The 23497-nt window shown below is 73.8% G+C and carries 22 protein-coding genes and 2 pseudogenes; 15 read left to right on the top strand and 9 right to left on the bottom strand.

Translation table 11 applies throughout. The features are described from left to right. Positions 1–32: 32 nt before the first annotated feature. A complete protein-coding gene (locus GA0070624_RS32940) occupies positions 33–1235 on the top strand; it encodes a glycosyltransferase (protein WP_091347496.1) in 1203 nt (400 codons plus the stop codon). Here the strand turns inward: GA0070624_RS32940 and GA0070624_RS32935 are convergent. From GA0070624_RS32935 to aroA, 4 genes and pseudogenes are all read right to left on the bottom strand, one after another. Continuing rightward, positions 1190–2148: pseudogene (locus GA0070624_RS32935) on the bottom strand (hypothetical protein). The gene GA0070624_RS32940 and the pseudogene GA0070624_RS32935 overlap by 46 nt on opposite strands. Positions 2149–2207: 59 nt before the next feature. Further along, entirely contained in the window at positions 2208–3017 is an 810-nt protein-coding gene (gene hisN, locus GA0070624_RS32930) for a histidinol-phosphatase (RefSeq protein ID WP_091347490.1), read from the bottom strand. A 200-nt stretch (positions 3018–3217) separates the two neighbouring features. After that, the gene (gene rsgA, locus GA0070624_RS32925; protein WP_091350346.1) at positions 3218–4153 is read right to left on the bottom strand and encodes a ribosome small subunit-dependent GTPase A; all 936 of its coding nucleotides are present in this window, start codon (positions 4151–4153) and stop codon (positions 3218–3220) included. A gap of 165 nt (positions 4154–4318) precedes the next feature. After that, positions 4319–5620 carry a 3-phosphoshikimate 1-carboxyvinyltransferase gene (gene aroA / locus GA0070624_RS32920; protein ID WP_091347489.1) on the bottom strand — a complete coding sequence of 434 codons (1302 nt, stop codon included), beginning with the start codon at positions 5618–5620 and terminating at the stop codon, positions 4319–4321. A gap of 102 nt (positions 5621–5722) precedes the next feature. On the opposite strand from aroA, the gene GA0070624_RS32915 reads away from it, so the two are divergent. The 5 genes from GA0070624_RS32915 (at position 5723) to rsrA (ending at position 9166) form a co-directional block, all read left to right on the top strand. Next, the gene (locus tag GA0070624_RS32915) at positions 5723–6433 is read left to right on the top strand and encodes an SOS response-associated peptidase (RefSeq protein WP_091347486.1); all 711 of its coding nucleotides are present in this window, start codon (positions 5723–5725) and stop codon (positions 6431–6433) included. Positions 6434–6639: 206 nt separating this feature from the next. Continuing rightward, entirely contained in the window at positions 6640–7032 is a 393-nt protein-coding gene (locus GA0070624_RS32910) for a WhiB family transcriptional regulator (RefSeq protein ID WP_091347484.1), read from the top strand. A gap of 107 nt (positions 7033–7139) precedes the next feature. Further along, a complete protein-coding gene (locus GA0070624_RS32905) occupies positions 7140–7778 on the top strand; it encodes an alpha/beta hydrolase family protein (RefSeq protein ID WP_091347482.1) in 639 nt (212 codons plus the stop codon). Between the two features lie 300 nt (positions 7779–8078). Further along, positions 8079–8876 (top strand): sigma-70 family RNA polymerase sigma factor, encoded by a 798-nt coding sequence (locus tag GA0070624_RS32900; RefSeq protein ID WP_281181037.1) that lies wholly within the window; start codon positions 8079–8081, stop codon positions 8874–8876. 2 nt (positions 8877–8878) lie between these two features. Beyond that, positions 8879–9166: a mycothiol system anti-sigma-R factor gene (gene rsrA, locus GA0070624_RS32895; RefSeq protein ID WP_091347478.1), complete on the top strand. Its 288-nt coding sequence runs from the start codon at positions 8879–8881 to the stop codon at positions 9164–9166. A 117-nt stretch (positions 9167–9283) separates the two neighbouring features. On the opposite strand, the gene GA0070624_RS37075 is transcribed toward rsrA, so the two are convergent. Beyond that, positions 9284–9358 carry a 50S ribosomal protein bL37 gene (locus GA0070624_RS37075; RefSeq protein ID WP_141715252.1) on the bottom strand — a complete coding sequence of 25 codons (75 nt, stop codon included), beginning with the start codon at positions 9356–9358 and terminating at the stop codon, positions 9284–9286. A 224-nt stretch (positions 9359–9582) separates the two neighbouring features. Here GA0070624_RS37075 and GA0070624_RS32890 point away from each other — a divergent pair, with 224 nt between their 5' ends. Continuing rightward, complete coding sequence (locus GA0070624_RS32890; protein ID WP_073834949.1) at positions 9583–9798, top strand: biotin/lipoyl-binding carrier protein; 216 nt, start codon at positions 9583–9585, stop codon at positions 9796–9798. Beyond that, positions 9795–10307 carry a GNAT family N-acetyltransferase gene (locus tag GA0070624_RS32885; protein WP_091347476.1) on the top strand — a complete coding sequence of 171 codons (513 nt, stop codon included), beginning with the start codon at positions 9795–9797 and terminating at the stop codon, positions 10305–10307. The genes GA0070624_RS32890 and GA0070624_RS32885 overlap by 4 nt, the downstream gene beginning before the upstream one ends. On the opposite strand, the pseudogene GA0070624_RS32880 reads toward GA0070624_RS32885, so the two are convergent. Then, a pseudogene (locus GA0070624_RS32880) lies at positions 10205–10886 on the bottom strand (TetR/AcrR family transcriptional regulator). The gene GA0070624_RS32885 and the pseudogene GA0070624_RS32880 sit on opposite strands and share 103 nt — an antisense overlap. A gap of 112 nt (positions 10887–10998) precedes the next feature. On the opposite strand from GA0070624_RS32880, the gene GA0070624_RS32875 reads away from it, so the two are divergent. Then, the gene (locus tag GA0070624_RS32875) at positions 10999–12588 is read left to right on the top strand and encodes an MDR family MFS transporter (RefSeq protein WP_091347473.1); all 1590 of its coding nucleotides are present in this window, start codon (positions 10999–11001) and stop codon (positions 12586–12588) included. Positions 12589–12792: 204 nt separating this feature from the next. Here the strand turns inward: GA0070624_RS32875 and GA0070624_RS32870 are convergent, their stop codons facing one another. Continuing rightward, entirely contained in the window at positions 12793–14625 is a 1833-nt protein-coding gene (locus GA0070624_RS32870) for a tetratricopeptide repeat protein (protein ID WP_091347470.1), read from the bottom strand. Positions 14626–14809: 184 nt separating this feature from the next. On the opposite strand from GA0070624_RS32870, the gene GA0070624_RS32865 reads away from it, so the two are divergent. Continuing rightward, positions 14810–15841, top strand: a complete 1032-nt coding sequence (locus GA0070624_RS32865) for an SIS domain-containing protein (protein WP_091347468.1) — start codon at positions 14810–14812, stop codon at positions 15839–15841. 25 nt (positions 15842–15866) lie between these two features. Beyond that, positions 15867–17426: a sensor histidine kinase gene (locus GA0070624_RS32860; protein WP_091347466.1), complete on the top strand. Its 1560-nt coding sequence runs from the start codon at positions 15867–15869 to the stop codon at positions 17424–17426. 77 nt (positions 17427–17503) lie between these two features. On the opposite strand, the gene GA0070624_RS32855 is transcribed toward GA0070624_RS32860, so the two are convergent. Further along, complete coding sequence (locus GA0070624_RS32855) at positions 17504–18925, bottom strand: glycosyltransferase family 39 protein (RefSeq protein ID WP_245719220.1); 1422 nt, start codon at positions 18923–18925, stop codon at positions 17504–17506. Between the two features lie 449 nt (positions 18926–19374). Here GA0070624_RS32855 and GA0070624_RS32850 point away from each other — a divergent pair, with 449 nt between their 5' ends. Genes GA0070624_RS32850 through GA0070624_RS32840 form a run of 4 tightly spaced genes read left to right on the top strand, consistent with a single transcriptional unit; the run spans position 19375 to position 22854 of the window. Then, positions 19375–21084 carry a nitrite/sulfite reductase gene (locus tag GA0070624_RS32850; protein ID WP_091347460.1) on the top strand — a complete coding sequence of 570 codons (1710 nt, stop codon included), beginning with the start codon at positions 19375–19377 and terminating at the stop codon, positions 21082–21084. After that, the gene (locus GA0070624_RS34490) at positions 21081–21239 is read left to right on the top strand and encodes an IS1 family transposase (protein WP_141715229.1); all 159 of its coding nucleotides are present in this window, start codon (positions 21081–21083) and stop codon (positions 21237–21239) included. Before GA0070624_RS32850 ends, GA0070624_RS34490 begins: the two co-directional genes overlap by 4 nt. A 53-nt stretch (positions 21240–21292) precedes the next feature. After that, a complete protein-coding gene (locus GA0070624_RS32845) occupies positions 21293–22054 on the top strand; it encodes a phosphoadenylyl-sulfate reductase (protein WP_091347458.1) in 762 nt (253 codons plus the stop codon). Next, positions 22036–22854, top strand: coding sequence for a sirohydrochlorin chelatase (locus GA0070624_RS32840; protein ID WP_091347456.1), 819 nt, complete (start codon positions 22036–22038; stop codon positions 22852–22854). Before GA0070624_RS32845 ends, GA0070624_RS32840 begins: the two co-directional genes overlap by 19 nt. Here GA0070624_RS32840 and GA0070624_RS32835 read toward each other — a convergent pair. Then, complete coding sequence (locus GA0070624_RS32835) at positions 22842–23099, bottom strand: WhiB family transcriptional regulator (protein WP_091347454.1); 258 nt, start codon at positions 23097–23099, stop codon at positions 22842–22844. The two genes, GA0070624_RS32840 and GA0070624_RS32835, sit on opposite strands and share 13 nt — an antisense overlap. Between the last annotated feature and the right edge of the window lie 398 nt (positions 23100–23497).

Below are 23497 nucleotides of genomic sequence, written 5' to 3'. Positions count from 1 at the left end.
ACCACCGCACGTACATCGCATGGAGGTGCACCATGCGCGTCGGCCTTGTGTGCGCGCACGCCGGCCCGTCCAGGCAGGTCGACGGTCCGACCGTCGGCACGCACCAGCACATCGCGCGGGTCGCCGCCGAACTCGCCGAACGGGGCCACGACGTGCAGGTCTACGAGCGCCGCGACGAGCCGGGGCAGCCGGAGTGCGTCGAGGTCGACGGCTACCGGCTGGAACGGGTCCCGGTCGGCCCGCCCACCCCGATGCCCACGGCCGAGCTGGTGCCGTACGTCGCCGAGTTCGGCCGCTGGCTGTCCGAGCGGTGGTCCGGCGACTGGGCGCCGGAGGTGGTGCACGGGCACTACTGGGTCGGCGGCCTGGCCGCCGCGCACGCGGTACGCGAGACCGACATACCGGTCGTACAGACCTTCCACTCGCTCGGCGTGGAGCAGCTGCGTCACCTCGGTCAGCAGTACGACGGGCCGGGCCAGCGGATCCCGCTGGAGCGGGCGCTGACCCGCGCGGTCGACATCGCGGTCGCGCAGTGCAACGACGAGGTCGACGAGCTGACCCGGATGGGGCTGCAGCGCACCTCGGTGGCGATGGTGCCGACCGGGGTCGACACCGAGCAGTTCCATCCGGACGGCGAGGCGGCGCCCCGGGACCGGCGGGCCCGGATCCTCTCCGTCGGCGGGCTCTCGCCCGGGCACGGCCAGGAGGACCTGATCCGGGCGATGCGGCTGGTCGGCGACGCCGAGCTGGTGATCGCCGGCGGTCCACCGGCCGACCAGTTGGCCAACCATGCCGAGGCGCGCCGGCTGAGCGAGCTGGCCGAGCGCACCGGGGTGGCCGACCAGGTGAAGCTGGTGGGCGCGGTGCCGCACGACCAGATGGCCACCTGGTACCGCTCCGCCGACGTGGTCGCCTGCACCCCGCACTACTCGTCGGCCGGGCGGGTGTCGCTGGAGGCGATGGCCTGCGGCGTGCCGGTGGTCGGCTACGCCATGGGCGGCATCGCCGACGCGGTGGTGGACGAGGTGACCGGGAAGCTGGTGCCGCCGGGGGACATCCGCACCCTCGGGGTGACCCTCCGTCGGCTGCTCTCCGACAACGCCGGGCGGTTCGCGTACGGGCACGCCGCGGTCGACCGGGTCCGGTGCAGCTACACCTGGGAGCGGACGGCCGGCGCGCTGGAGCGGCTCTACGAGCGGGTGGTCCGCCGTCGCAAGCCGGTCGAGGCGGCGTGATGGGGAAGGGCAGCGGCCGGTAGCGGCGGTATCGAGGGCCGGCCGGTCAGCGGCGCGGGCGGGCGGCCGAGCCGGCGCCGACCATCAAACGCTCCCGGTCCCGGGCCACCGCATGGTGGTGCTGCGGCTCGGCGTACCGGGTCAGGCCGACCACCGCGACCAGCGTGATCAGAAAGCCCGCGGCGGCCAGCCACTCCCGTCCCGGCCAGATCTTGTCGTTGAGCAGCAGCAGGCCGACGATCGCCGCGGGCACCGCCCCGGCGGCGTCCATCGCCGCCACCGCCGCCGTGGTGGAACCGCGCTGCATCGCCAGGCCGAGCAGCAACTGCCCGACCACCGAGTGGGCGACCAGCAGGTAGAGCAGCGGGTCCCGGACGAACGCCTCCGCGGAGTCCGCCGAGGCGAGCGGTCGGGCGGCCACCGCGGCGGCCGAGAACGCCAGGCCGGCGAGCGAGCCGAGCGCCACCGAGCCGGGCGCGCCGTGCAGCCGGACCGCGAAGAAGCCGAGCACGGCTATCGCGCCCAGCGCGGCCGCCAGCGCGATCAGCCCGGCCGTGCCGAGTTGCCGCGACGGCGCCGGCCGGGCGGCCAGCACCAGCGCGGTGATCCCGCCGAACAGCAGCGCGAGCAGCGCCACCTCGGCGGCCGGCAGCCGCCACTTGAGCACCATCACCCCGAGCAGGGCGGTCACCCCGAGCCCGGCCGCCACGCTGGCCTGGACCAGGAAGAGCGGCAGGTCACGGCGGGCCAGGAAGGCCAGCACGAAGCCGGTGACCTGGCAGAGCAGCCCGACCAGGTACGTCCGGTGGCTGGCCAGCCGCAGCAGCAGCCCCGGGTCGAAGGTGTGGTGCACCGTGGTGCGGGTGGCGGCCACGGACTGGAGGAGGTTGGCGAAGCCGTAGGCGACGATCATCGCCGCGAGAAAACACCAACCGGAGGACGCCACCTGGCGAGGATAGAGGCAACTGCCGGTCAACGCTCGGCCGGCCGACCGAGGCGGCCCAGGATGTCGGCGTGGAGCAGGCCGTTGCTGGCCACCGCGCTGTTCTCGCCGCCCGCCGGCGCGGGGCGTCCGGCCAGATCGGTGAAGGTACCGCCGGCCTCGGTGACGATCGGCACCAGCGCGGCGATGTCCCAGAGCGACAGCTCCGGCTCGACCATCACGTCCAGCGCCCCCTCGGCCAGCAGCATGTAGCCGTAGAAGTCGCCGTATGCCCGGCTGCGCCAGCTGTCCCGCATGATCTGCAGCATCGCGTCCAGCCGGCCGGCCTCCTCCCACCCGGTGAGCGAGGAGTAGCAGAAGCTGGCGTCGGCGAGGTCCTTCACCGCGGAGACCCGGATCGGCGTGCCGCCGGCGAGGTCCGGTCCGGCGTACGCCCCGGCGCCGAGCGCGCCCCACCAGCGCCGGCCCAGCGCCGGGGCGGAGACCAGGCCGAGGACCGGCCGATCCCCCTCCAGCAGCGCGATCAGGGTGGCCCAGACCGGCACCCCCCGGACGAAGTTCTTGGTGCCGTCGATCGGGTCGACCACCCAGCGCCGCCCGCCCGGAGCCGCCGCCGGCTGCTCGCCGTACTCCTCGCCGAGCAGGCCGTCGCCCGGGCGGTGCTCGGCAAGCAGGCCGCGGATCTCCCGCTCGACCGCGGTGTCCGCGTCGGAGACCGGGGTCAGGTCCGGCTTCGACTCGACCCGCAGGTCCAGGGCGCGGAACCGGGCCGTGGCGACGGCGTCGGCCCGGTCGGCGAGCAGGTGGGCGAGAGCGAGGTCCGCGGCGTACCCGGTCATGCCGGAAACGGTAACGATCGTCCCGGCGCCACGTTCCGGCGGGCGGATCGCCGCGCTGGTCTTTCGCGCGACCGCCGGGCTCGCAAGCTCACTCCTCGCGCTCGCCGGGCTGGTCTTTCGCTCGCGACTGCGGGGCTCGCAAGCTCACTCCTCGCGCTCGCCGGGCTGGTCTTTCGCTCGCGACTGCGGGGCTCGCAAGCTCACTCCTCGCGCTCGCCGGGCCCGCGCTGGGTGGGCTCGCCGCGCGGGTCGACCTCGCCGGCCCGGGAGGCCAGCAGCCGGCGGTACGACGCCAGCCGGCGCTGGTCGGCCTTGCCGGCCGCCACCCAGGCGTCCAGCGCGCAGTCCGCCTCGTCGGCGGTGTGCTGGCAGTTGGCGGGGCAGTTCACCGTCCCCTCCACCAGGTCGGGGAAGCCGTGCAGCAGGCTGTCCGCCGAGACGTGCGCCAGCCCGAAGCTGCGCACCCCGGGGGTGTCGATGATCCAGCCCGGGTCTCCCTTCGCGCCGGGTGCCGGTGGCAGTCGCAGCGCGACCGCGCTGGTCGAGGTGTGCCGGCCGCGACCGATGGCGCTCACCGTGCCGACCGCCCGGTCCGCCTCCGGCACCAGCCGGTTGACCAGCGTCGACTTGCCCACCCCGGAATGCCCCACCATGACCGAGATCCGGCCGGCGAGCAGCGTGCGCAGCGCGTCGAGGTCGGAGTCCGGTTGGATCAGCACGTACGGCAGTTCCAGCTCGGTGTAGTAGCCGAGCACCGCCTCCGGGCCGGCCAGGTCGGCCTTGGTCAGGCAGAGCAGCGGCTCGATGTCGGCGTCGTACGCGGCCACCAGGCAGCGGTCGATGAAGCCGGTACGCGGTGGCGGGTCCGCCAGCGCGCTGACGATCATCAACTGGTCGGCGTTGGCCACCACGACCCGTTCCAGTCGCCCCTCGGTCGTGGTCGCGTCGTCCTCGGCGGTGCGGCGCAGCACCGACCTGCGCTCGGCGATCCGGACGATCCGGGCCAGCGCCCCGGCCGCGCCGGAGGTGTCGCCGACCAGCGCGACCCGGTCGCCCACCACCACCGACTTGCGCCCCAGCTCGCGGGCCCGCATCGCGGTCACGGTCGGCCCCTCCGGCCCGACGTCGGGCAGCACGCAGGTGTACCGGCCCCGGTCGACGGCGATCACGAAGCCGTCCACCGCGTTCTCGTGCCGGGGGCGGGTGCGCGTACGCGGGCGCGAGGACTTCCCGGGTCGGACCCGTACGTCCTCCTCGTCGTACTCCCGCCGCCTGCTCGTCAGGACGTGCCCCCCGTCGCGTCAGCTCTTTCCGGTAACCATCGCCGACCATAGTGCCGGAAACTCGGGCATGGTCTTCGAGGTGCACGCCACGTCGTCCACCTCGATGCCCGGGACGGCCAGCCCGGCCACCGCGGCGGCATGCGCCATCCGGTGATCGGCGTACGTCCGGAATGTCCCGCCGCGCAGCGGGCGGGGGCGGATCTCCAGCCCGTCGGCGGACTCGGTGATGTCCGCGCCCAGCGCGGCGAACTCCCGGGCCAGCGCGGCGATCCGGTCGGTCTCGTGACCCCGGATGTGCCCGACGCCGGTCAGCCGGGACGGCGAGTCGGCGAGCATGGCCAGCGCGGTCAGCGCCGGGGTCAGCTCACTGACGTCGGAGAGGTCGGCGTCCAGGCCGTGCACCGTGCCGGTGCCCCGCACGGTCAGTCCGGCGGTGGTCAGGGTCACCTCGCCGCCCATCCGGTGCAGCAGCGAGCGGAGCTGCTCGACCGGCTGCATGCTGCTGCGCGGCCAGCCCTGCAGGGTCACCTCCCCGCCGGTGACCAGCGCGGCGGCGAAGAACGGGACCGCACCGGAGAGGTCCGGCTCGATCTTCCAGCCGCGGCCGCTCAGCGGGCCGGGCTCGACCGCCCAGACGTCCGGGGTGGTGTCGTCGACGGCGGCCCCGGCGGCCCGGAGCATCTGTACGGTCATCCGCAGGTGCGGCGCGGAGGGGACCGGCGGGCCCTGGTGCCGGACCACCACGCCCCGGTCGAAGCGCGGCGCGGCGAGCAGCAGCCCGGAGACGAGCTGGCTGGAGGCGGAGGCGTCGATCACCACCTCACCGCCGGTCACCCGCCCGGCGCCGAGGACCACCAGTGGCAGGCTGCGGGTGGCCGGGGCGTCGATGCGTACGCCGAGGGAGCGCAGCGCCCCGATCAGCGGGCCGAGCGGGCGGACCCGGGCCTGCGGGTCGCCGTCGAAGGTGACCCGACCCTCGGCGAGGCCGGCCACCGGCGGCACGAAGCGCATCACGGTGCCGGCCAGGCCGACGTCGACGTGGGCCGGGCCGACCAGCCGGTGCGGCCGGACCAGCCAGCGTTCGTCGTCGGAGATCGACACGTGTGCGCCCATCGCCCGCAGCCCGCCGGCCATCAGCTCGGTGTCCCGCGCGCGCAGCGGCCCGTCCAGCGTCGACGGGCCGTTGGCCAGGGCGCTGAGCACCAGGGCCCGCGCGGTCATCGACTTGGAACCGGGCAGGCGCAGCGTCGCGGCCACCGGGTCGCTGGCGGTCGGTGCGGTCCACGGCTGCGGCGGCCGGGTTGCGGTCAGATTCCCCACGGTTACATTCTGCCGTCTCCACCGACGGGCGGACCCGGCCGTCGGGCCGACTCCCGGTTGGCGGGACAGCCGGGGACCCGTCGGCGGGTTAGCGTGTGCGCCATGTGCGGGAGGTACGCGACGACCAGGAGCACGGACGACCTGAGCGCGCTGTTCGAGTCGTACGACGAGACCGGCGGCGGCGTCGGCCCGGACTTCAACGTCGCCCCCACCGACCCGGTGCCGTTGGTCCGGCTCGACCCGCAGCGGCGGCGCGCCCTGTCGGTCGGCCGGTGGGGGCTGGTCCCGCACTGGTCCCGGACGGCCGCCGGCGCGGCCCGCATGATCAACGCCCGGGCCGAGACGGTCGCCACCAGCCGGGCGTACGCCCCGTCCTTCGCCCGCCGGCGCTGCCTGGTCCCGGCCGACGGCTGGTACGAGTGGGTCCGTGAGCCGGGCGGTCGCCGGCAGCCCTACTACATGACGCCGAGAGACGGCTCGGTGCTCGCCTTCGCCGGCATCTGGTCGGTCTGGGAGTCGGCGGGCATCCCGCTGCTCACCTTCAGCGTGCTGACCACGGCGGCGGTCGGCGAGTTGGCCGAGGTGCACGACCGGATGCCGCTGCTGCTGCCCCGGCAGCGCTGGACGCCCTGGCTCGCCCCGACCGAGGATCCCGCCCGGCTGCTGGCCCCGCCGTCGGCTGAGTGGCTCGCCGGGCTGGAGATCCGCCCGGTCTCCCCGGCGGTCGGCGACGTCCGCAACGACGGCCCGCAGCTGACCGCCCGGGTGCCGACGGCGCGCGCGGAGGACGCGACGGAAATGACGCTCTTCTGATCACTGTCGTCACATTGTCGTGTGCTGATTTGCCAGGGTTGCGGGTGAAACGTCTCCCGGCCGTTTAGCCATCTTTACGGCAGAGTCTTGTCCACGCGTCGGCAAGTGCGATAGAACACAGCGCCGGCGATGGGCGTCCATTCGCACGGGGCGGGTGACCCCATCGATCTTCACGATCTTGCCGGTCCCACGGGGGAGGTGGGTGAATGACACGGGCGCGTATGCCCCGCCCGCATGAGGTGGCCGCCGCACGACGAGATCCGCGACTGTTGCGGGCCGTGCGAGAGCGGCGACAGGACGAGGCGTGGCGGACCAGAGGGACCTGCCAGAGTGTGGACCCGGAAACCTTCTTTCCGGCACCCAACGAACCGGCGGACACGGCCGTCGCGCTCTGCCGCAGTTGTGATGTCCAGGGGTCCTGCCTGGCCTGGGCGCTGGAGGTGGGCGACTGCCACGGCGTCTGGGGCGGCACCACACCGCGCGAGCGGCGGGCGATGCTCGTCGCCTGGCGCAGCGAGGTGCAGCCGGATCCGGACGCGGTCGACGAGGCCGGGCCGCCGGTGCGTGACCGCCTGCTCACCCTGGTGCCGCTGAGCTGACCCCTTGCCGCCCGCCTCCGCCGTTCACGGTGGGGGCGGGCGGATCCGTTCCGGCGTCGCTCGCCGAGGGCCCGTGCCACGTCCCGCCTCGGGCGCAGAATGGGCCGGTGCGGCACAGCGACGAGATAGACACGCCCCGCGGGCGGGCCCGGATCGACACCGATCTGCCGGCCGGGCCGGCCACCACCGTGCTCGTGCTCGGGCACGGCGCCGGCGGCGGGGTGGATGCGCCGGATCTGCTCGCGGTCCGCGACGCGGCGGTCGACGCCGGGGTGGCGGTGGTCCGGGTGACGCAGCCCTACCGGGTCGCCGGTCGACGCGCGCCGGCTCCGGCCGGGCAGTTGGACGAGGCGTGGACGGCGGTGCTCGCCGCGCTGCCGGAGCGCCATCCGACGGTGTCCCGGTTGGTGGTCGGCGGGCGCTCCAGCGGCGCCCGCGTCGCCTGCCGCACGGCGGGCGCGGTCGGCGCGGCGGGGATCGTGGCGCTGGCGTTCCCGCTGCACCCGCCGGGTCGTCCGGAGCGTTCGCGCGCGGCGGAGCTGTCGACGGGGTTGCCGACCCTCGTAGTCAACGGCGACCGGGATCCGTTCGGCGTGCCGGAGGCCGGCCCGGGGATCGAGGTCGTGGTGCGGCCGGGGGAGCGCCACGGCCTGCGGCGCGACCCGGCCGGCACGGCCGAGGCGGTGCTCGGGTGGCTGCGCCGGCAGGGCTGGACGGAGCAACCGCCCGAGTCGGCTCGTGGGTAGCCGCGGCGGCCGCGTCTGGGCGGGCGACCGGGCGGGTCCGGACGGGTCTGCCGGATGTTGATGCCGATCCGTTAGGCCGGCTCGGACAAGCGGGGCGTTTCCGGCGGTACCAGCAGCTCGTTGCAATCGATGGCACCAATCGCCCGGTTCGGACGTTTGGGGTCATCCTCCCAGGCCCTTCCTGGTCCCAGCGTCGGTTCGCGGCCGAGGCCGGGACCAGGATCGGCGGGGGCGGAATGAGCCGGCCCACGGCGCGCGTTACTACCCGCGGATGACGTTTTCAGCCGAGGGGGGTGACCGGTGCCGACCCAGACACGGAGCCGGGACGAACGGGACGCGCGGCAGCTGAGGCAGCTGCTGGACGCGCCGGAGTGGCCCGCGTCGGCCGTGGTGAGTACCACACCGGCCGGAACTGGATCTGCGGGCAGGTCCGCACGCGTATCCTCGGCGGGAAAGCATCCGACGCGAGGGGATGTGCGGTTGACCACCGAGAAGACGGACGAGCGCAGGGCCCGCTTCGAGCGGGACGCGATGCCCTTCGTCGATCAGCTCTACCCTGCCGCGCTGCGGATGACGCGTAACCCGGCGGATGCCGAGGATCTGGTCCAGGAGACGTTCCTGAAGGCGTACGCCGCCTTCCACCAGTTCGAGCAGGGCACCAACCTGAAGGCCTGGCTCTACCGGATCCTGACCAACACGTACATCAACTCCTACCGTCGGCGGCAGCGCCAGCCCATCCAGGCGCCCACCGACGAGATCACCGACTGGCAGCTCGCCGAGGCCGAGTCGCACACCTCCAGCGGGCTGCGCTCGGCGGAGACCGAGGCGCTGGACCGCCTGCCGGACAGCGATGTCAAGGAGGCCCTTCAGCAGCTGCCGGAGGAGTTCCGGCTGGCCGTCTACCTGACCGACGTCGAGGGCTTCTCCTACAAGGAGGTCGCCGAGATCATGGGCACGCCGATCGGCACCGTGATGTCGCGACTGCACCGGGGTCGACGTAATCTGCGCAAGCTGCTGGAGCAGTACGCCGCGGAGCGGGGCTTCAGCGCCGCGCCGGCGTCCAAGGGTTCGGCCGCCGCCGCCGGCCGGGAGGTGTGACCGTGAGCTGTGGAGAGCCGCACGAGACGGACTGCCGCGAGGTGCTCGCGGAGGTCTACCTCTACCTCGATCTGGAGTGCGCGGAGGAGCGCCGCACACTGATCCGCCACCACCTCGACGAGTGCGGGCACTGCCTGCGCGAGTACGGCATCGAGCAGGAGGTGAAGGCGCTGGTCGCCCGCTGCTGCGGCAACGAGATCGCGCCGGAGCAGCTGCGCGAGCGGCTGCGGGTGCGCCTCACCGAGCTGGTGGTCTTCGAGACGAACGAGTCCCGCGAGCTGGCGGAATGAGCGCCTGAGTGACGAGAAACCGGTGGCCCGGGTCGGATTCGACCCGGGCCACCGGTGTCTCCCGGCCCGGGGCCGCGGGAGCTGCTGATCGTCGCCGGCGGGTGCGCCCGCCGCCGATCAGGCGTTGGGGCGCTTGCCGTGGTTGGCGCTGCTCTTCTTCCGAGCCCTCTTCTTCCGGGCCTTCTTCGCCATGCTGTGCCTCCTTGAGCTGGTCACATCCGACCGCGGCGAGCGCGGCGGAGGTCGCGTACCGGTCCTCCGGGCTTCCGGGGTCCGACCCGCTGAGCCTAGTGCCGGCGGCGGCGCCGGTGGTCCGGCGGGGCCGAACGCGGCGTGATGACCGCTCCGCGCCCGCGGTGTCCCGGGTCATGATTGGATACCGTTCGCAGACACACCGGTGGAGGGAGGGCCGTGAGATGGCCGAGGAGATCCGCGCCGAGATGGTGGCGAACGTCTGGAAGGTCGTCGCGTCGGCCGGGGACACCGTCTCCGAAGGGGACACGCTGGTGATCCTCGAGTCGATGAAGATGGAGATCCCGGTCGTCGCCGAGTCCGACGGCGTGGTGCAGCAGATCGCGGTCAACGAGGGCGACGTCGTGCAGGACGGCGACCTGATCGCGGTGATCGGTTGACCGGCCTCTCGGTCCGCCGGGCGGACCCGACCGACTTCGCCGCGGTGGCCCGGCTGACGGTCGCGGCGTACGAGGCCGACGGCCAGCTCAAGGGCGAGAACGGCTACGGCGTGGTGCTCGCCGACGTGGCCACCCGGGCGGAGACCGGCGAGGTGCTGGTCGCCGTCGACGAGGCCACCGGTGAGGTGTTGGGGGCCGTGACGTTCGTGCTGCCCGGCAGCCCGTACGCCGAACTGTGTGGCCCGGGTGAGGCGGAGTTCCGGATGCTCGCCGTCGATCCGTCAGTCCAGGGCCGGGGAGCCGGGGCGGCCCTGGTCCGCGCCTGCGTGTCCCGGGCGACCGAGCTGGGCTGCTCGGCCGTGGTGATCTGCGTACGCAGCGGGATGGCCGCCACGGCGCACCGGCTCTACGAGCGGATGGGCTTCGTCCGCGTGCCGGAGAAGGACTGGTCCCCGCTGCCCGGGGTGATGCTGCTCGGCCTGCGCCTGGACCTGACCGGCCGGGCCTGATCGGTCGGGTCAGTCGGCGTCGGCGATCCTCGACAGCAGCTCGTCGGCGACCTCCAGGGCGATCTTCTTCCGCTCCTCGTCGGTGATGTGCGGGGCGCGCACCGCGAACCAGCTGCTGTGCACGGCGAAGAGGGTCAGCGCGGCGCGCAGCTGGGCGGCGGGCGAGTCGTCGCCGCGGCACAGCTCGTTGGCGAGGCGCATCATCCGGTCCCGCATCTGCTGGCCGGCGGCGAGGCTCTTCAGCACGGTCTGGTTCTGCTCGAAGAAGCGCATCACCGAGGGCTGTTCGCTGGCGAACATGGCGTCGGCGTACCTGGTGATCAGCGCCCGGCGGGTGGCCAGGGTGGCCGGCTGCGACTGGGCCCAGGCGATCAGCTCGTCCATCCGGCCCAGCCGGTCCTCGACGAAGCTGTTGACGATCTCGTCCTTGCTCTTGAAGTGGTAGTAGAGGGCGGCCTTGGTCACGCCCAGCCGCTCGGCGATCTCCCGGAGCGAGGTCTTCTCGTACCCCTGCTCGGTGAAGAGCTCCAGCGCGACGGCCTGGATGCGTTTCCGCGTGCCGCCTGTGCTCTCCCTCACCCGAACCACCTAACTCGCTTGACGGTTTCCTGCTGCCCAACTTACCGTCCGGCTAGTAAGGTGACTAGCCGGGCGGCAAGTAAGTTCGACACATCTTCGGGGGAGCTTACCCATGAGTCAGGAAATCCAGGCGTCGGCGCGACCCAACGTACGGGTCGTGCTCTTCGGCCTGATGATCGCGATGATGCTCGCGATGCTCGACAACATGATCGTCAGCACCGCCCTGCCGCGGATCGTCGGCGAGTTCGGCGGCGTCGACCACTTCACCTGGGTGGTCACCGCGTACGTGCTGGGCACCACGGTCTCTACCCCGATCTGGGGCAAGCTAGGCGACCTCTACGGCCGTAAGGCCGTCTTCCTCACCTCGGTGGTCGTCTTCCTGGTCGGCTCGGCGCTCTGCGGCATGTCCGGCTCGGACCTGTTCGGCGGCGTCCACGACGGCATGATCGAGCTGATCGCCTTCCGCGCCGTGCAGGGCCTCGGCGCCGGCGGCCTGATGGTCGGGGTGATGGCGATCATCGGCGACCTGGTGCCGCCCCGCGAGCGGGGCCGTTACCAGGGCATGATCGCCGGCATCATGGCCATCGCCATGGTCGCCGGCCCGCTGGTCGGCGGCTTCATCACCGACCACCTCTCCTGGCGCTGGGCGTTCTACGTCAACCTGCCGCTGGGCGGCGTGGCGCTGCTGGTGCTCGCCACCACCATGCACCTGCCGAAGTACCGCACCGAACACAGGATCGACTGGCTGGGCGCCGCGCTGCTCTCGGTCGGGATCACCGCTGTCGTGCTGCTCACCACGTGGGGCGGCAACGAGTACGACTGGGCCTCGCCGCAGATCCTCGGTCTCGCCGCCCTCGCCCTGGTCGCCCTGGTCGTCTTCGGCTTCGTCGAGCGGCGGGCGGCCGAGCCGATCCTGCCGCTGGGGCTCTTCGCCAACCGCAACTTCGCCCTCATCTCGGTGATCGGCTTCCTGCTCGGCTTCGCCATGTTCGGCGCGATGAGCTTCCTGCCGCTCTACCAGCAGACCGTGCAGGGCGCCTCGGCGACCAACAGCGGGCTGCTGCTGCTCCCGCTGATGTTCGGCATGCTGGTGGTCTCGCTCGTGGTCGGGCGCACGATCACGAAGACCGGCCGCTACCGGGCCTTCCCGATCATCGGCGGCGTGGTGATGACCGCGGGCATGGCGCTGCTGACCCGGCTGGACCTGGGCACCAGCAAGACCGAGTCGTCGCTCTACATGATCGTCCTCGGCGTCGGTATGGGCTTCCTCATGCAGACCTCGATGCTGATCGCGCAGAACAGCGTCGAGCAGCGGGACCTGGGCGCGGCGAGCGGCGCGGCGACCTTCTTCCGGTCCATCGGTGGCTCGTTCGGGGTCTCGCTGTTCGGCGCGATCTTCGCCAACCGGCTCGCCGAGTCCGCCGCCGGCGACGCGTTCAGCGGTGGCACCGGCGAGGGCCGGGGGATGGACCTGGAGAAGCTGAAGGAGCTGCCGGCGCAGCTGCGCGAGCTGGTCCTCGGTGGCCTGGCCGATGCCATCTCCCACGTCTTCCTGTGGGCGGTGCTCTTCACCGTCGTGGTGCCGGTGCTCGCCTGGTTCATCAAGGAGGTCCCGCTCCGCTCGGCCAACGACGCCCGGCCCGGCGGCGAGACCCCGGAGGACCAGGCCGAGACCGCCCTCGGCAAGGCCCCCGTCGCCTGACGCGCGGTCCGCGGCCACGCCGACCCTTCCCGGGTACGGCGTGGCCGCGCCGCATTTCCGCCCCGCCCCGCCCTACTCCGGGCGGCATGCCCGCCAGGGCCGTCACGGCTTGCGGCAGGTCGGGCTGTCAGCGCCCTCTGACACCGCGACATGCCGCGCCTTGAGTCGATCATCGGCGACCTGAGGGGACGGGTTCGCGGCGGGTCAGGGGTGCCGGAGTAGGGCGCCGAGGCGGCGCCAGAGGCGAGCCAGCGGGCCGGGCCGCCGCGGCCGCCCCGACGTGTCGCCGAGCAGCTCGTGGGCGAGCGCGATGGTCGCCGCGTCCACGGCGGGGGTGGCCAGGGCCAGGTGGGCCAGGGAGGCGGCGATCGGCACCCGGCGTTCCCGGGCCACGGCCGCCACGTCGGCGAGGCGTTCGGCCACCACCCGGGCCACGTCCGGGCGTACCGCAGGCTCCACCCAGGCGGCGGTGATCAGGGCGAAGAGCGCCGCCTCGGTGATCCAGTCCTCCACGCCCCAGACCAGCTGCACGAGCACCCGGCGCCGGGTGGATTCCGCCCACGACTCGTCCGTGCGGTGATGCAGCAGGCCGAGGCAGGCCCAGACCTGCACGCAGCGCACCCAGAGCGAAGGGTCCTGGCCCGCCAGCACCCGCCCCAACCCGGTCGGCGGCGCCGCGGGCGGGTGCACCAGCAGGCGGAGCAGGTCCTTCAGCTCCAGGGTGGCCAGCCCGACGGCGGCGTCGTACGCGGCCGGTGGGTGGGGCCAGGCCGGGTGGGCGAGCTGCCGGATCCGCTCCGTCGCCTCGCCCGAGGGGAGGGGCAGCGTGGGCGCGACCGTCGTGCCGTCGTACCGCCAGAGCTGGCAGGCGGTGGCCCGGCGGGGCTCGCGCGGATCCGGGTCGGCCACCTCCGCCACCTCGACGTCCAACCCGGGCACGGCCGCCGCGACGGTACGCATCGCGCTCGGCGGCTCAAGCGCGTCCAGCCGGACGGCCACCCGGGCGGCGCCCTCGGCGGCGAGGGCCTGCCGCAGCGCGTCCAGCATCAGCCCACCGGCCGGCGTCACCTGCCCCAGCCACGGGCGGCTGCGGCAGCACTCGGCCAGGTCGCCGTGCTCGTGGCTGTCGTCGGGATGGTCGCGGATGAAGTCGGCGAGCGCCACCAGGTGGGCCACGTCCCCGTCGCGCAGGAACCGCAGCCGGTGCGCGGTGTGCACGGCACAGTCGAAGGTGGGGTCGCGGGCCAGCGCCCGGTCGATCCAGTCGAGCGCCTCGTCGAGCCGGCCGTGGTCGGCCAGCGTGCCGGCGATGTCGGCGTAGACCGCGAGATCGTCCGGATCATGCCCGACCGCGCGGCCGAGCGCCGCCAGGGCGTCTCGGGTCCGGCCGGCACTGCGGTACGCGTACCCGAGCCAGACCTCGCCGAGTTTGGAGGGCTGCGCGCGTACCCCCCGGCTGGCCCAGGTGACGGCGAGGGTGACCTCGCCGACCCGCCGGGCCAGCGCGGACGCCGCGCCCAGCAGCAGGGAATGCCCGGGATGGACGGTGATCGCGTTGCGGGCGAGCGTGAGGTACGGCCGCAGCGGGTCCCGGGCGCGCCGGGGCACCGGGTCCGGCACGGCCGCACAGAGCTGCATGAGGATCCGGGCGGTCCGCTCGGGATCGAGCCGTTCGGGCAGCTCGGGCGCGGTGACCCAGGGCACGCCGGCCCAGTCGACGCCGGGCGCGTAGCCGGTGGCGGCGGCCAGCAGGTCGAGGCCCTCGGCCGGCCGCCCGGCGGCGGCGAGCAGGTGCGCGCGGGCCACCACCGCGCCGACGAAGGCGTGGTGCCCGAGCGGGAAGAGCTCCAGGTCGTTGCCGCTGGCCGCGGCGACCCGGGCCAGCGTTTCGTGCAGCTCGGGCAGGGTCGGGGCCTGGACGATGGCGGCGGCGACGTGGTCGGCGGCGTGTCGGAGGTCTCCCTCGGCCAGCGCCAGCCGGGCCAGCGCGAGCTCCTCCGCCGCGGACAGCGCGGGGTCGTCCGTTCCCTCGGGCACGTCGTCCTCTCGGTGAGTCGGTTCGCCGGCCGGGCAAGCCTAGGGGATGGTGCGTCAACATGGTGATCCACTGCGCATTGCTGTTCGTTCCATTGCTCGAGCAGGACAAATGATGCAAGACTGAGCACGGATCGCGCGGAAACCGCGCAGGGAGGAGCTCTTCGTGACCCGTCCAGGGGCCGGCATGGCGGCCGACATCGACGAGCAGCCGGCCGGTTACGAGCGCCTGCTCTCCGCCGAGCACGCCGGGGCGATCGCCCGGGTGGCGGCCGTGATCGCCGAGCGCCGCCCCCGGCACGTGGTCCTCACCGCGCGCGGCACCTCCGACCACGCCGCCCTCTACGCGGCGTACCTGACCGAGATCCGCCTCGGCCTCCCGGCCGGCCTCGCCTCGCCGAGCGCGATCACCGTCTTCGGCGCCCGGCCGGACCTCTCCGACGCCCTGGTAGTCGGGGTCAGCCAGAGCGGCGGCTCGCCCGACCTCGCCGAGGTGCTGCGGGTGGCCCGGGCCTCCGGCGCGCTCACCCTCGCGGTCACCAACGCTCCCGGCTCCCCGCTGGCGGAGACCGCCGAGCTCTCGGTGGACATCGCCGCCGGGCATGAGCGGGCGGTCGCCGCCACCAAGACGTACACCGCCGAGCTGCTCGCGCTGCTGATGCTGATAGAGGGCGTGCGGGCCGGCGACGGGGTGCTCCCGGCCGAGGAACGATCCGCCCTCGCCGCGCTGCCCGAGCTCGCCACCCGCACGCTGGCCGACCCCACCCCGGCCCAGCTCGCGCCGCGCTACCGGTTCGCCGCCCAACTGGTCACCACCGGCCGCGGGTACGCGTACCCGACCGCCCGGGAGGCGGCGCTGAAGCTGATGGAGACCTCCTACCTGCCCGCGCTCGCCTTCTCCGGCGCCGACCTGCTGCACGGCCCCCTCGCCATGACCGACCCGGACGTGCCGGTGCTCGCGGTGGTCGGCTCCGGCCCCGGCGGCCGGTCGATGCGGGAGGTGCTGCCCCGGCTCGGCGAGCGCCGCGCCGACGTGGTGGTGGTCGGCTCCGCCGACGTCGAGGCGACCGCCCGGATGGCCGTCCCCGAGGTCGACGAGCGGTACGCCCCGCTGCTGGACATCCTGCCGCTGCAGCGGCTCGCCCTGGCGCTGGCGCTGACCCGCGGCGAGGACCCGGACGCGCCCCGGGGGCTGCGGAAGATCACCGCGACGATGTGACGCCCGGCGTGGCACTCTTTTCAGCGTGTCCACGCTGCGCGACCTCGCCGAGGAGCACACCCAGCTCCGCCCGGCCGACATCGATCACCTGCACCGGATCGCCGGCGACTGGCAGCTGCTCTCCGACCTCTCCTTCGCCGACCTGCTGCTCTGGGTGCCGGTGGACGGCGAGGGCACCTTCCTCTGCGTGGCCCAGGTCCGCCCGACGACCGCGCCGACCGCGTACCTCGACGACCAGGTGGGCCGGATCGTCGGTGGGCCGGAGGTGGCCCACCTGGAGGTCGCCCACCGGCAGGGCCGGATCTGGCGGGAGGGCGACCCCGTCTGGTACGGCGACGTGCCCGCCCGGCACGAGGCGATCCCCGTCCGGCTGCGCAGCGCCGACGGAGAGAACGGCGAGATCATCGCGGTGGTCGGCCGGGACACCAACCTCTCCACGGCCCGCACGCCCAGCCAGCTCGAACTGAACTACCTCACCACCGCCGACGACCTGGCCCAGATGATCGCCGACGGCACCTTCCCGCCGCCGCGGCACCCCGGCGAGACCACCTCGGCGCCGCGGGTGGGCGACGGGCTGGTCCGGCTGGACGCCAACGGCAAGGTCACCTACGCCAGCCCGAACGCGCAGTCCGCGTACCGGCGGCTGGGATACGCCTCCCACCTGGTGGGGGAGGACCTGGCCAAGCTGCACCGCCGGCTGGCCGACGACCCGCTGGAGGGCACCGACGCCGGGAACGCCGTCCTGGCTGCGCTGCGCGGCGAGGCGCCGCCCCGGCGGGAGATCGACGCCCGGGGCGCGACCATGCTCACCCGGGCGCTGCCGCTGATGCCGGCCGGCGTGCCGATCGGCGCGCTGGTGCTGGTCCGCGACATCACCGAGGTACGCCGCCGGGATCGGGCGCTGATGACCAAGGACGCCACCATCCGGGAGATCCACCACCGGGTGAAGAACAACCTCCAGACCGTCGCCGCCCTGCTGCGCCTGCAGGCCCGCCGGGTCGCCATGCCCGAGGCCCGGGTCGCCCTGGAGGAGTCGGTACGCCGGGTCGCCTCGATCGCCCTGGTGCACGAGACGCTCTCCATGTCCAGCGACGAGGCGGTCGAGTTCGACGGCATCGTCGACCGGGTGGCCAGCGCGGCGACCGAGGTCGCGGCGACCGAGGTGACGGTCCGCATGCGGCGTTCGGGCAGCTTCGGCGTACTGCCCGCCGAGATCGCCACCTCGCTGGTGATGGTCCTCAACGAGCTGCTGCTCAACGCCGTCGAGCACGGATTCCCGCCGGCCGCCGCCGACGGCGAGCTGCCCTCGGAGCCGGTCGGGGACGCCGGCCTGCCGCCCGAGGTGGTGGTCTCGGCGCACCGGCTCCGCAAGGAGTTGCACGTCTCGGTCGCCGACAACGGGCGCGGCCTGCCCGAGCAGTTCGACGCCGAAAGCGGCAGCCGGCTGGGGCTCCAGATCGTCCGGGCGCTGGTGACCGGGGAGCTGCGCGGCACCATCGAGCTGCGCAACGGCACCACCGGCGGCACGGAGGCGGTGCTGGTCGTCCCGCTGGCCCGCCCCGGCGCCGACCGCCTAACCGCCTGAGACCCCTCCGCCCCCGGCGATCCGCGCCCGCTCAGAGAATCCTCCGGATACCGGGGCGGGGGTGGTGACGGGGCCCGTCAGCGGGTGAGGAGGGCGACGGTCAGGCCGGGGCGGGGCCAGACCTGCTGGACGGTGAAGCCGTCCCGCAGCGCCGCGCCCTTCGCCCCGGGCACGGCGGCCACCGGGTTGTTCCGCTGTCCGGTCACCACCAGCCAGACCCGTCGCACGCCGGCCAGGCACTCCGCCGGCCGGTCGCACTCGCTGGCCCAGAGGTCCGCGCGCTGCCGCTGGTCGCGAACCACCAGCACGTCGCGCGGCCGCCGCCCCCGCAGGTGGTACGCGGTGCCGACGTCGGGGAAGAGCCAGCTGTCCCGGGGCGAGAAGACGATCGTGTCACCGGGCTGCTCATGGTCGGCGATCACCCGGGCCACGCCCCGGTAGTCCACCGTGGCGCTGCGCGGCCACTCGTGGGTGCGGCGCAGCGCCGCCTGGTCGGGCAGGCCCAGCACCCCGGCCAGCGCCACCAGCGTGAGCGCCGGCGCCACCGGCACGCTGGCCAGGGCCGCGCCGGCCAGCAGGCAGCCGAACGGCACGGTGAAGACCAGGTAGCGCGGCACCCAGAGCGGTACGACCAGCCCGGCGGCGAAGACCAGCAGCACGGGCAGCAGGACGCACCCCCCCGACAGCAGCGCCCGCCGGCCGAGCCGTGCCGCGCCCAGCGCGGCGAGGCCGAGCACCAGCCCACCCACCGGGCCGCTCTGCGCCACCCCGCTCGGCAGCGCAATCAGGTCGCTCAGCCGGGCCAGGTCCACCCAGTCGAGCTGCCGGGATCGTTGCCCCCGGGCCAGCAGCACCAGCGGGGCCGCCAGCAGGACGGCCGGCAGCAGCGCCACCAGCCACCGCCACGCGCGACGTTCACCTGTCCGCAAGGTGGTCAGCACCGCCAGGGCGTGCGCGGCGAGCAGGGTGAGCGCGATGAGATGGGTCAGCCCGAGCGCGGCGACGGCGACGGCGTAGCCGGCCCAGCGTGACCACGCCGGTCGCCGCAGCGCGTCGACCAGGAGCAGGGTGGCCAGCACGGCGAGGAGCGTGGCCAGCGCGTACGGGCGGGCCTCCTGGGCGTACCGGGAGGTGCCGGGGAGGACGGCGAAGAGCAGCCCCGCGAGCAGGCCGACCCGGGCGCCGAGCAGCCGCTGGCCGAGCAGGGCGGTGAGCCCGGCCGCCCCGGCCATGGCCAGCACGGAGGGCAGCCGCAGCGCGGTGGTCGAGTCGCCGAACACCGCGACCCAGCCGTGCATCAGCAGGTAGTAGGGCCCGGTCGCGGCGTCGATCGTGCCGGCCAGCCGGAGCAGGTCCCCGACCGGGCGGGTCGCCGCGCTCCAGGTCGCCAGCTCGTCCCGCCACAGCTGGGCCCGATCGATCCCGGCGAGGGTGACGATCAGGGTGAGCAGCGTCGGCCCGAGCCAGACCAGCCCCGCCCACCGCGTCACGCGCCGCATGTCGTGGGCCGCCCGCCCGCCGGCCTCGTCCTGCCCGACCATTCGGGGATCACCGGCGCCGACTAATTGCCGCTTTCCGGACATTGTGCCCACGCGCCGAGCCTGCCACACCGCGCCACGCGCCGCTGCCGGACCTGGACGGCGGGCCGGGATCGCAGGGTGCTGGTCCGTGATGTGGGATGGCACACGCGGTCATTGGCCGGGTCCTCGGGGGTGTGGAAGCATGGGTCCATGACCGCCGCTGTCGTCCGCCGCTTCGTGGCCCGTCGCCACGTCGATTACGGCCGCGTGCGCAGCGCGATCTGTCCGGCCCACTGACGACGCCCGACCTTTCCGTCTCGGGCGCGCTCCCGCGCCGGCCGTTGAAAGACATCGCCGTCCACGGCCCTTCCTAGGGCCGGCCGCCGCGTCCGCGCACCCGGGCACCGCAGACAACGGAGGACGCCGCGATGGCGGTCAGCAGCACCCCGACCCGGCCCGAGACCCCGGCGCCCGCCGCGCGGGCGGCCCGCCGCCCGCGCGGTGAGGGGCAGTGGGCGCTCGGTCACCGCGAGCCGCTCAACGCCAACGAGCGGATCAAGAAGGACGACGACCCGCTGAACGTCCGGGCCCGGATCGAGAACATCTACGCCCACCGGGGCTTCGCCTCGATCGATCCGCAGGACCTGCGCGGCCGGTTCCGCTGGTGGGGGCTCTACACCCAGCGCAAGGCCGGCATCGACGGCGGGCGCACCGCCGTGCTGGAGCCGCACGAGCTGGAGGACGAGTTCTTCATGCTCCGGGTCCGGGTCGACGGCGGTCAGCTCAACCTGGCCCAGCTCCGGGTGATCGCCGATATCTCCCGGGAGTTCGCCCGGGACACCGCCGACATCACCGACCGGCAGAACATCCAGTTCCACTGGATCCGGGTCGAGGACGTGCCGGAGATCTGGCGCCGGCTGGAGGCGGTCGGCCTGCAGACCACCGAGGCCTGCGGTGACTGCCCGCGCATCGTGCTGGGCAGCCCGGTCGCCGGGGTGGCCGAGGCCGAGCTGGTCGACCCGACGCCGGCGATCGACGAGATCGTCCGCCGGTACATCGGCGACAAGCAGTTCTCCAACCTGCCGCGCAAGTTCAAGTCCTCGATCTCCTGGCTCGTGGACACCCCGTACGAGGCGAACGACATCGCCTTCCTCGGGGTGGACCACCCGGAGCACGGCCCCGGCTTCGACCTCTGGGTCGGCGGCGGCCTCTCCACCAACCCGATGCTGGCCCAGCGGCTCGGCGTCTGGGTGCCGCTGGGCGAGGTGCCGGACGTCTGGGCCGGCGTGGTCGGCATCTTCCGCGACTACGGCTACCGCCGGCTGCGCAACCGCGCCCGGCTGAAGTTCCTGGTCGCGGACTGGGGCGTGGGGAAGTTCCGCGAGGTACTGGAGAAGGAGTACCTGGGCCGGACGCTGCTCGACGGCCCGGCCCCGGAGCTGCCCGCGAAGCCGATGGACCACATCGGGGTGCACCCGCAGCGCGACGGGCGCAACTACGTGGGGGCCGCCCCGGTGGTGGGTCGGGTCTCCGGCCCGCAGCTGGCCCGGCTCGCCGACCTGGTCGAGGCGCACGGCAGCGACCGGGTCCGGCTCACCCCGTACCAGAAGCTGCTGGTGCTCGACGTGGCGCCGGAGCGGACGGAGTCGCTGGTCGAAGCGCTGCGCGGGGTCGGCCTGGAGGCCCGGCCGTCGGCCTGGCGGCGCGGCACCATGGCCTGCACCGGCATCGAGTACTGCAAGCTCGCCATCGTCGAGACCAAGCGGCGCGGCGAGGAGCTGGTGGCCCGGCTGGAGGAGCGGCTGCGCGACTTCGACGCCGACATCTCCATCCACCTCAACGGCTGCCCGAACGCCTGCGCGCGGACCCAGGTCGCCGACATCGGCCTCAAGGGCCAGCTCGTGGTCGGCCCGGACGGCCGGCAGGTGGAGGGCTTTCAGGTGCACCTCGGCGGCGGCCTCGGCATGGCGCAGGGGCAGACCGCCGGCTTCGGCCGCAAGCTGCGCGGCCTGAAGACCACCGCCGAGGAGCTTCCGGAGTACGTGGAACGGCTGGCCCGCCGCTACCTGGCCGGCCGGACCGAGGGCGAGACGTTCGCCAACTGGGTGATCAGGGTCGACGAGGAGGAATTGCGTTGAGTGAGACACGTTCCGCACCTCTCTACTGCCCGTACTGCGGCGAGGAGGACCTGCGGCCGAGCGAGGCCGGGCACGGCGCCTGGGAGTGCCACGCCTGCGCCCGGGTCTTCACGGTGAAGTTCACCGGCCTGCTCAGCAAGGTGATGGCCCGGTGAGCGCGAGGAGTGAGCTTGCGAGCCCCGCAGTCGCGAACGAAAAGCCAGCACAGATGACTCTGGGCTCCGCGGCCAACCTGGGCCTGGTCGGGATCGGTGGCCCGACGCCGGTCGACCCGGCGCGGCGCGACCCCGAGGAGCTGCGCGCGCTGGCCGAGGCGGCCGGCCGGGAGCTGGAGGGCGCCCCGGCGCTGGAGATCGCCCGTTGGGCGGCCGACACCTTCGGTGACCGGTTCTGCGTGACCAGCTCGATGGCGGACGCGGTGCTGGCGCACCTGGTCTCCCGGGTCGCGCCCGGCGTCGATGTGATCTTCCTGGACACCGGCCTGCACTTCCCGGAGACGTTGCGGGTCCGCGACGAGGTGGCCCGGCGGCTTCCCGTGAACGTGCGCTCGATCCGTCCCCGGATGACGGTCGGGCAGCAGGACGGCCAGTACGGCCCGCGGCTGTTCAACAAGTCCCCGGACGACTGCTGCCAACTGCGCAAGGTGGAGCCGCTGGAGCGGGCTCTCACCGGGTACGACGCCTGGGCCGCCGGGCTGCGCCGGGACGAGTCGCCGACCCGGGCCAACACGCCGGTGGTGGCCTTCGACGCCCGGCGCGGCAAGGTCAAGGTCAACCCGATCGCGGCCTGGAGCCAGCGGGACGTGGACGCCTACATCTCCCGGTACGACATCCCGGTCAACGAGCTGTTCAGCCGCGGCTACGGCTCGATCGGCTGCTGGCCCTGCACCCGCCGCACGAAGGCGGGGGAGGACCCGCGGGCGGGCCGGTGGGCCATGTTCGAGAAGACCGAGTGCGGCCTGCACGTCTGACCGCCCCCGCTGCCGACCCGGTGGTGCTGGTCGCCCACGGCAGCCGTGATCCACGGGCGGCCGAGGCGACCCGGGCGCTGGCCCGGGCCGTGGCGGCCGCCCGTCCCGGCACGACGGTGCTGCCGAGCTGGCTGGACCACACCGAGCCGGGGCCGACCGCGGTGCTGCGGGGCCTCGCCGAGGCGGGTCGGCCGCAGGCCGTGCTGGTGCCGTTGCTGCTCACCGCCGCGTACCACCGGCGGGTGGACATCCCGGCGGCGGTCGCCGCGGCCCGGGAGCCCGGTCCGGCGATGGACGTCCGGGTCACCGACGTGCTCGGCCCGGCGGACGCTGCGGTGGACGCCGCGCTGCTGGCCGCCCTGCGCCGCCGGCTGGCCGAGGCGGACCCGGGCCGGTTCGACGCGCTGGTGCTGGCGGCGGCGGGCACCCGCGATCCGCACGCCCGCGGCTCGGTGGGCCGGGTGGCCGCGGCCCTGGGCGGGGAGCTCGGGGTGCCCTGCCGGGTGTCGTACGCCTCGGCGGCGCCCCCGTCCACCGGTGCGGCGGTGACCCGGCTGCGCGCGGCCGGCGCCCGGCGGGTGGCGGTGGCCGCCTACTTCCTGGCGCCCGGCCGCTTCCATGACGCGGTCGTGGCGGCGGCCCGGGCTGCCGGCGCGGTGGCCGTGGCCGGCCCGCTCACCGACGCCCCCGAACTCGCCGACCTGGTCCTCCGCCGCGCCGCCCTGGCGGTGGACAGCAAGACGCCCCGGCGGATGGCTCGGCCGGGGCGTGCAGCTGTGCGGTTGGATCAGGCGGAGTGAGCGCGCAGCACCCGGAGACCGCCGCGGCGCTTGACCGCGCGGCGCTCCTCCTCGCTCATCCCGCCCCAGACGCCGGCGTCCTGACCCGACTCGAGCGCCCACTGCAGGCACTGGTCGGTCACGGGGCACCGCCGGCACACGGCCTTGGCCTGCTCGACCTGCAGCAGAGCCGGACCGGACGTCCCGATCGGGAAGAACAGCTCCGGGTCCTCGTCGCGGCAGACAGCACGGTGGCGCCAGTCCATGGCGGCAACACTCCTCGTTCTGGATGGGTGGCAGCTTTTACTTCATTGCGTTTTGTATATGCATCCGCAATGCCGATTGGTGACGGTCAGCATCCATCAATTCGGCACTGCGTGAGCAGGCTTACGGCCCCTCGGACCTGCTGGAACAGCTCAACCTGCCGAGCATATCCAGGCAATGTCCCGGTAACACGAGTTCGCTTGTGAATACTTTCACGAACTCTCGCGATGTCAAGGGCGCCGCTCGGAAAAACTCCGAGCAGTGAGCGACCTCACCACCCCTTTGTCCGGGTTTCAGAGCGCTCTGGTTACCCGGCGTACCACAGTCGAGGATCAATATAGTACAGTCCGCGTGACATTGCTGACATTTCCGGCACCTTCCGTCGGTGTGGCGGCCACCG

It is taken from the genome of Micromonospora rhizosphaerae, from assembly GCF_900091465.1.
GTDB classification, from domain to species: domain Bacteria; phylum Actinomycetota; class Actinomycetes; order Mycobacteriales; family Micromonosporaceae; genus Micromonospora; species Micromonospora rhizosphaerae.
The sequence above is the reverse complement of the archived record's forward strand: the minus strand, read 5'-3'. Positions and strand labels throughout refer to the sequence as shown.

Bases quoted from the DNA above. Each gene is read 5' to 3' on its own strand.
- GA0070624_RS32940 (WP_091347496.1), top strand. From the start codon at position 33: ATGCGCGTCGGCCTTGTGTGCGCGCACGCCGGCCCGTCCAGGCAGGTC.
- hisN (WP_091347490.1), bottom strand. From the start codon at position 3,017: ATGACCGGGTACGCCGCGGACCTCGCTCTCGCCCACCTGCTCGCCGAC.
- GA0070624_RS32915 (WP_091347486.1), top strand. From the start codon at position 5,723: ATGTGCGGGAGGTACGCGACGACCAGGAGCACGGACGACCTGAGCGCG.
- GA0070624_RS32910 (WP_091347484.1), top strand. From the start codon at position 6,640: ATGACACGGGCGCGTATGCCCCGCCCGCATGAGGTGGCCGCCGCACGA.
- GA0070624_RS32890 (WP_073834949.1), top strand. From the start codon at position 9,583: ATGGCCGAGGAGATCCGCGCCGAGATGGTGGCGAACGTCTGGAAGGTC.
- GA0070624_RS32875 (WP_091347473.1), top strand. From the start codon at position 10,999: ATGAGTCAGGAAATCCAGGCGTCGGCGCGACCCAACGTACGGGTCGTG.
- GA0070624_RS32865 (WP_091347468.1), top strand. From the start codon at position 14,810: ATGGCGGCCGACATCGACGAGCAGCCGGCCGGTTACGAGCGCCTGCTC.
- GA0070624_RS32855 (WP_245719220.1), bottom strand. From the start codon at position 18,925: ATGCGGCGCGTGACGCGGTGGGCGGGGCTGGTCTGGCTCGGGCCGACG.
- GA0070624_RS32850 (WP_091347460.1), top strand. From the start codon at position 19,375: ATGGCGGTCAGCAGCACCCCGACCCGGCCCGAGACCCCGGCGCCCGCC.
- GA0070624_RS32845 (WP_091347458.1), top strand. From the start codon at position 21,293: ATGACTCTGGGCTCCGCGGCCAACCTGGGCCTGGTCGGGATCGGTGGC.
- GA0070624_RS32835 (WP_091347454.1), bottom strand. From the start codon at position 23,099: ATGGACTGGCGCCACCGTGCTGTCTGCCGCGACGAGGACCCGGAGCTG.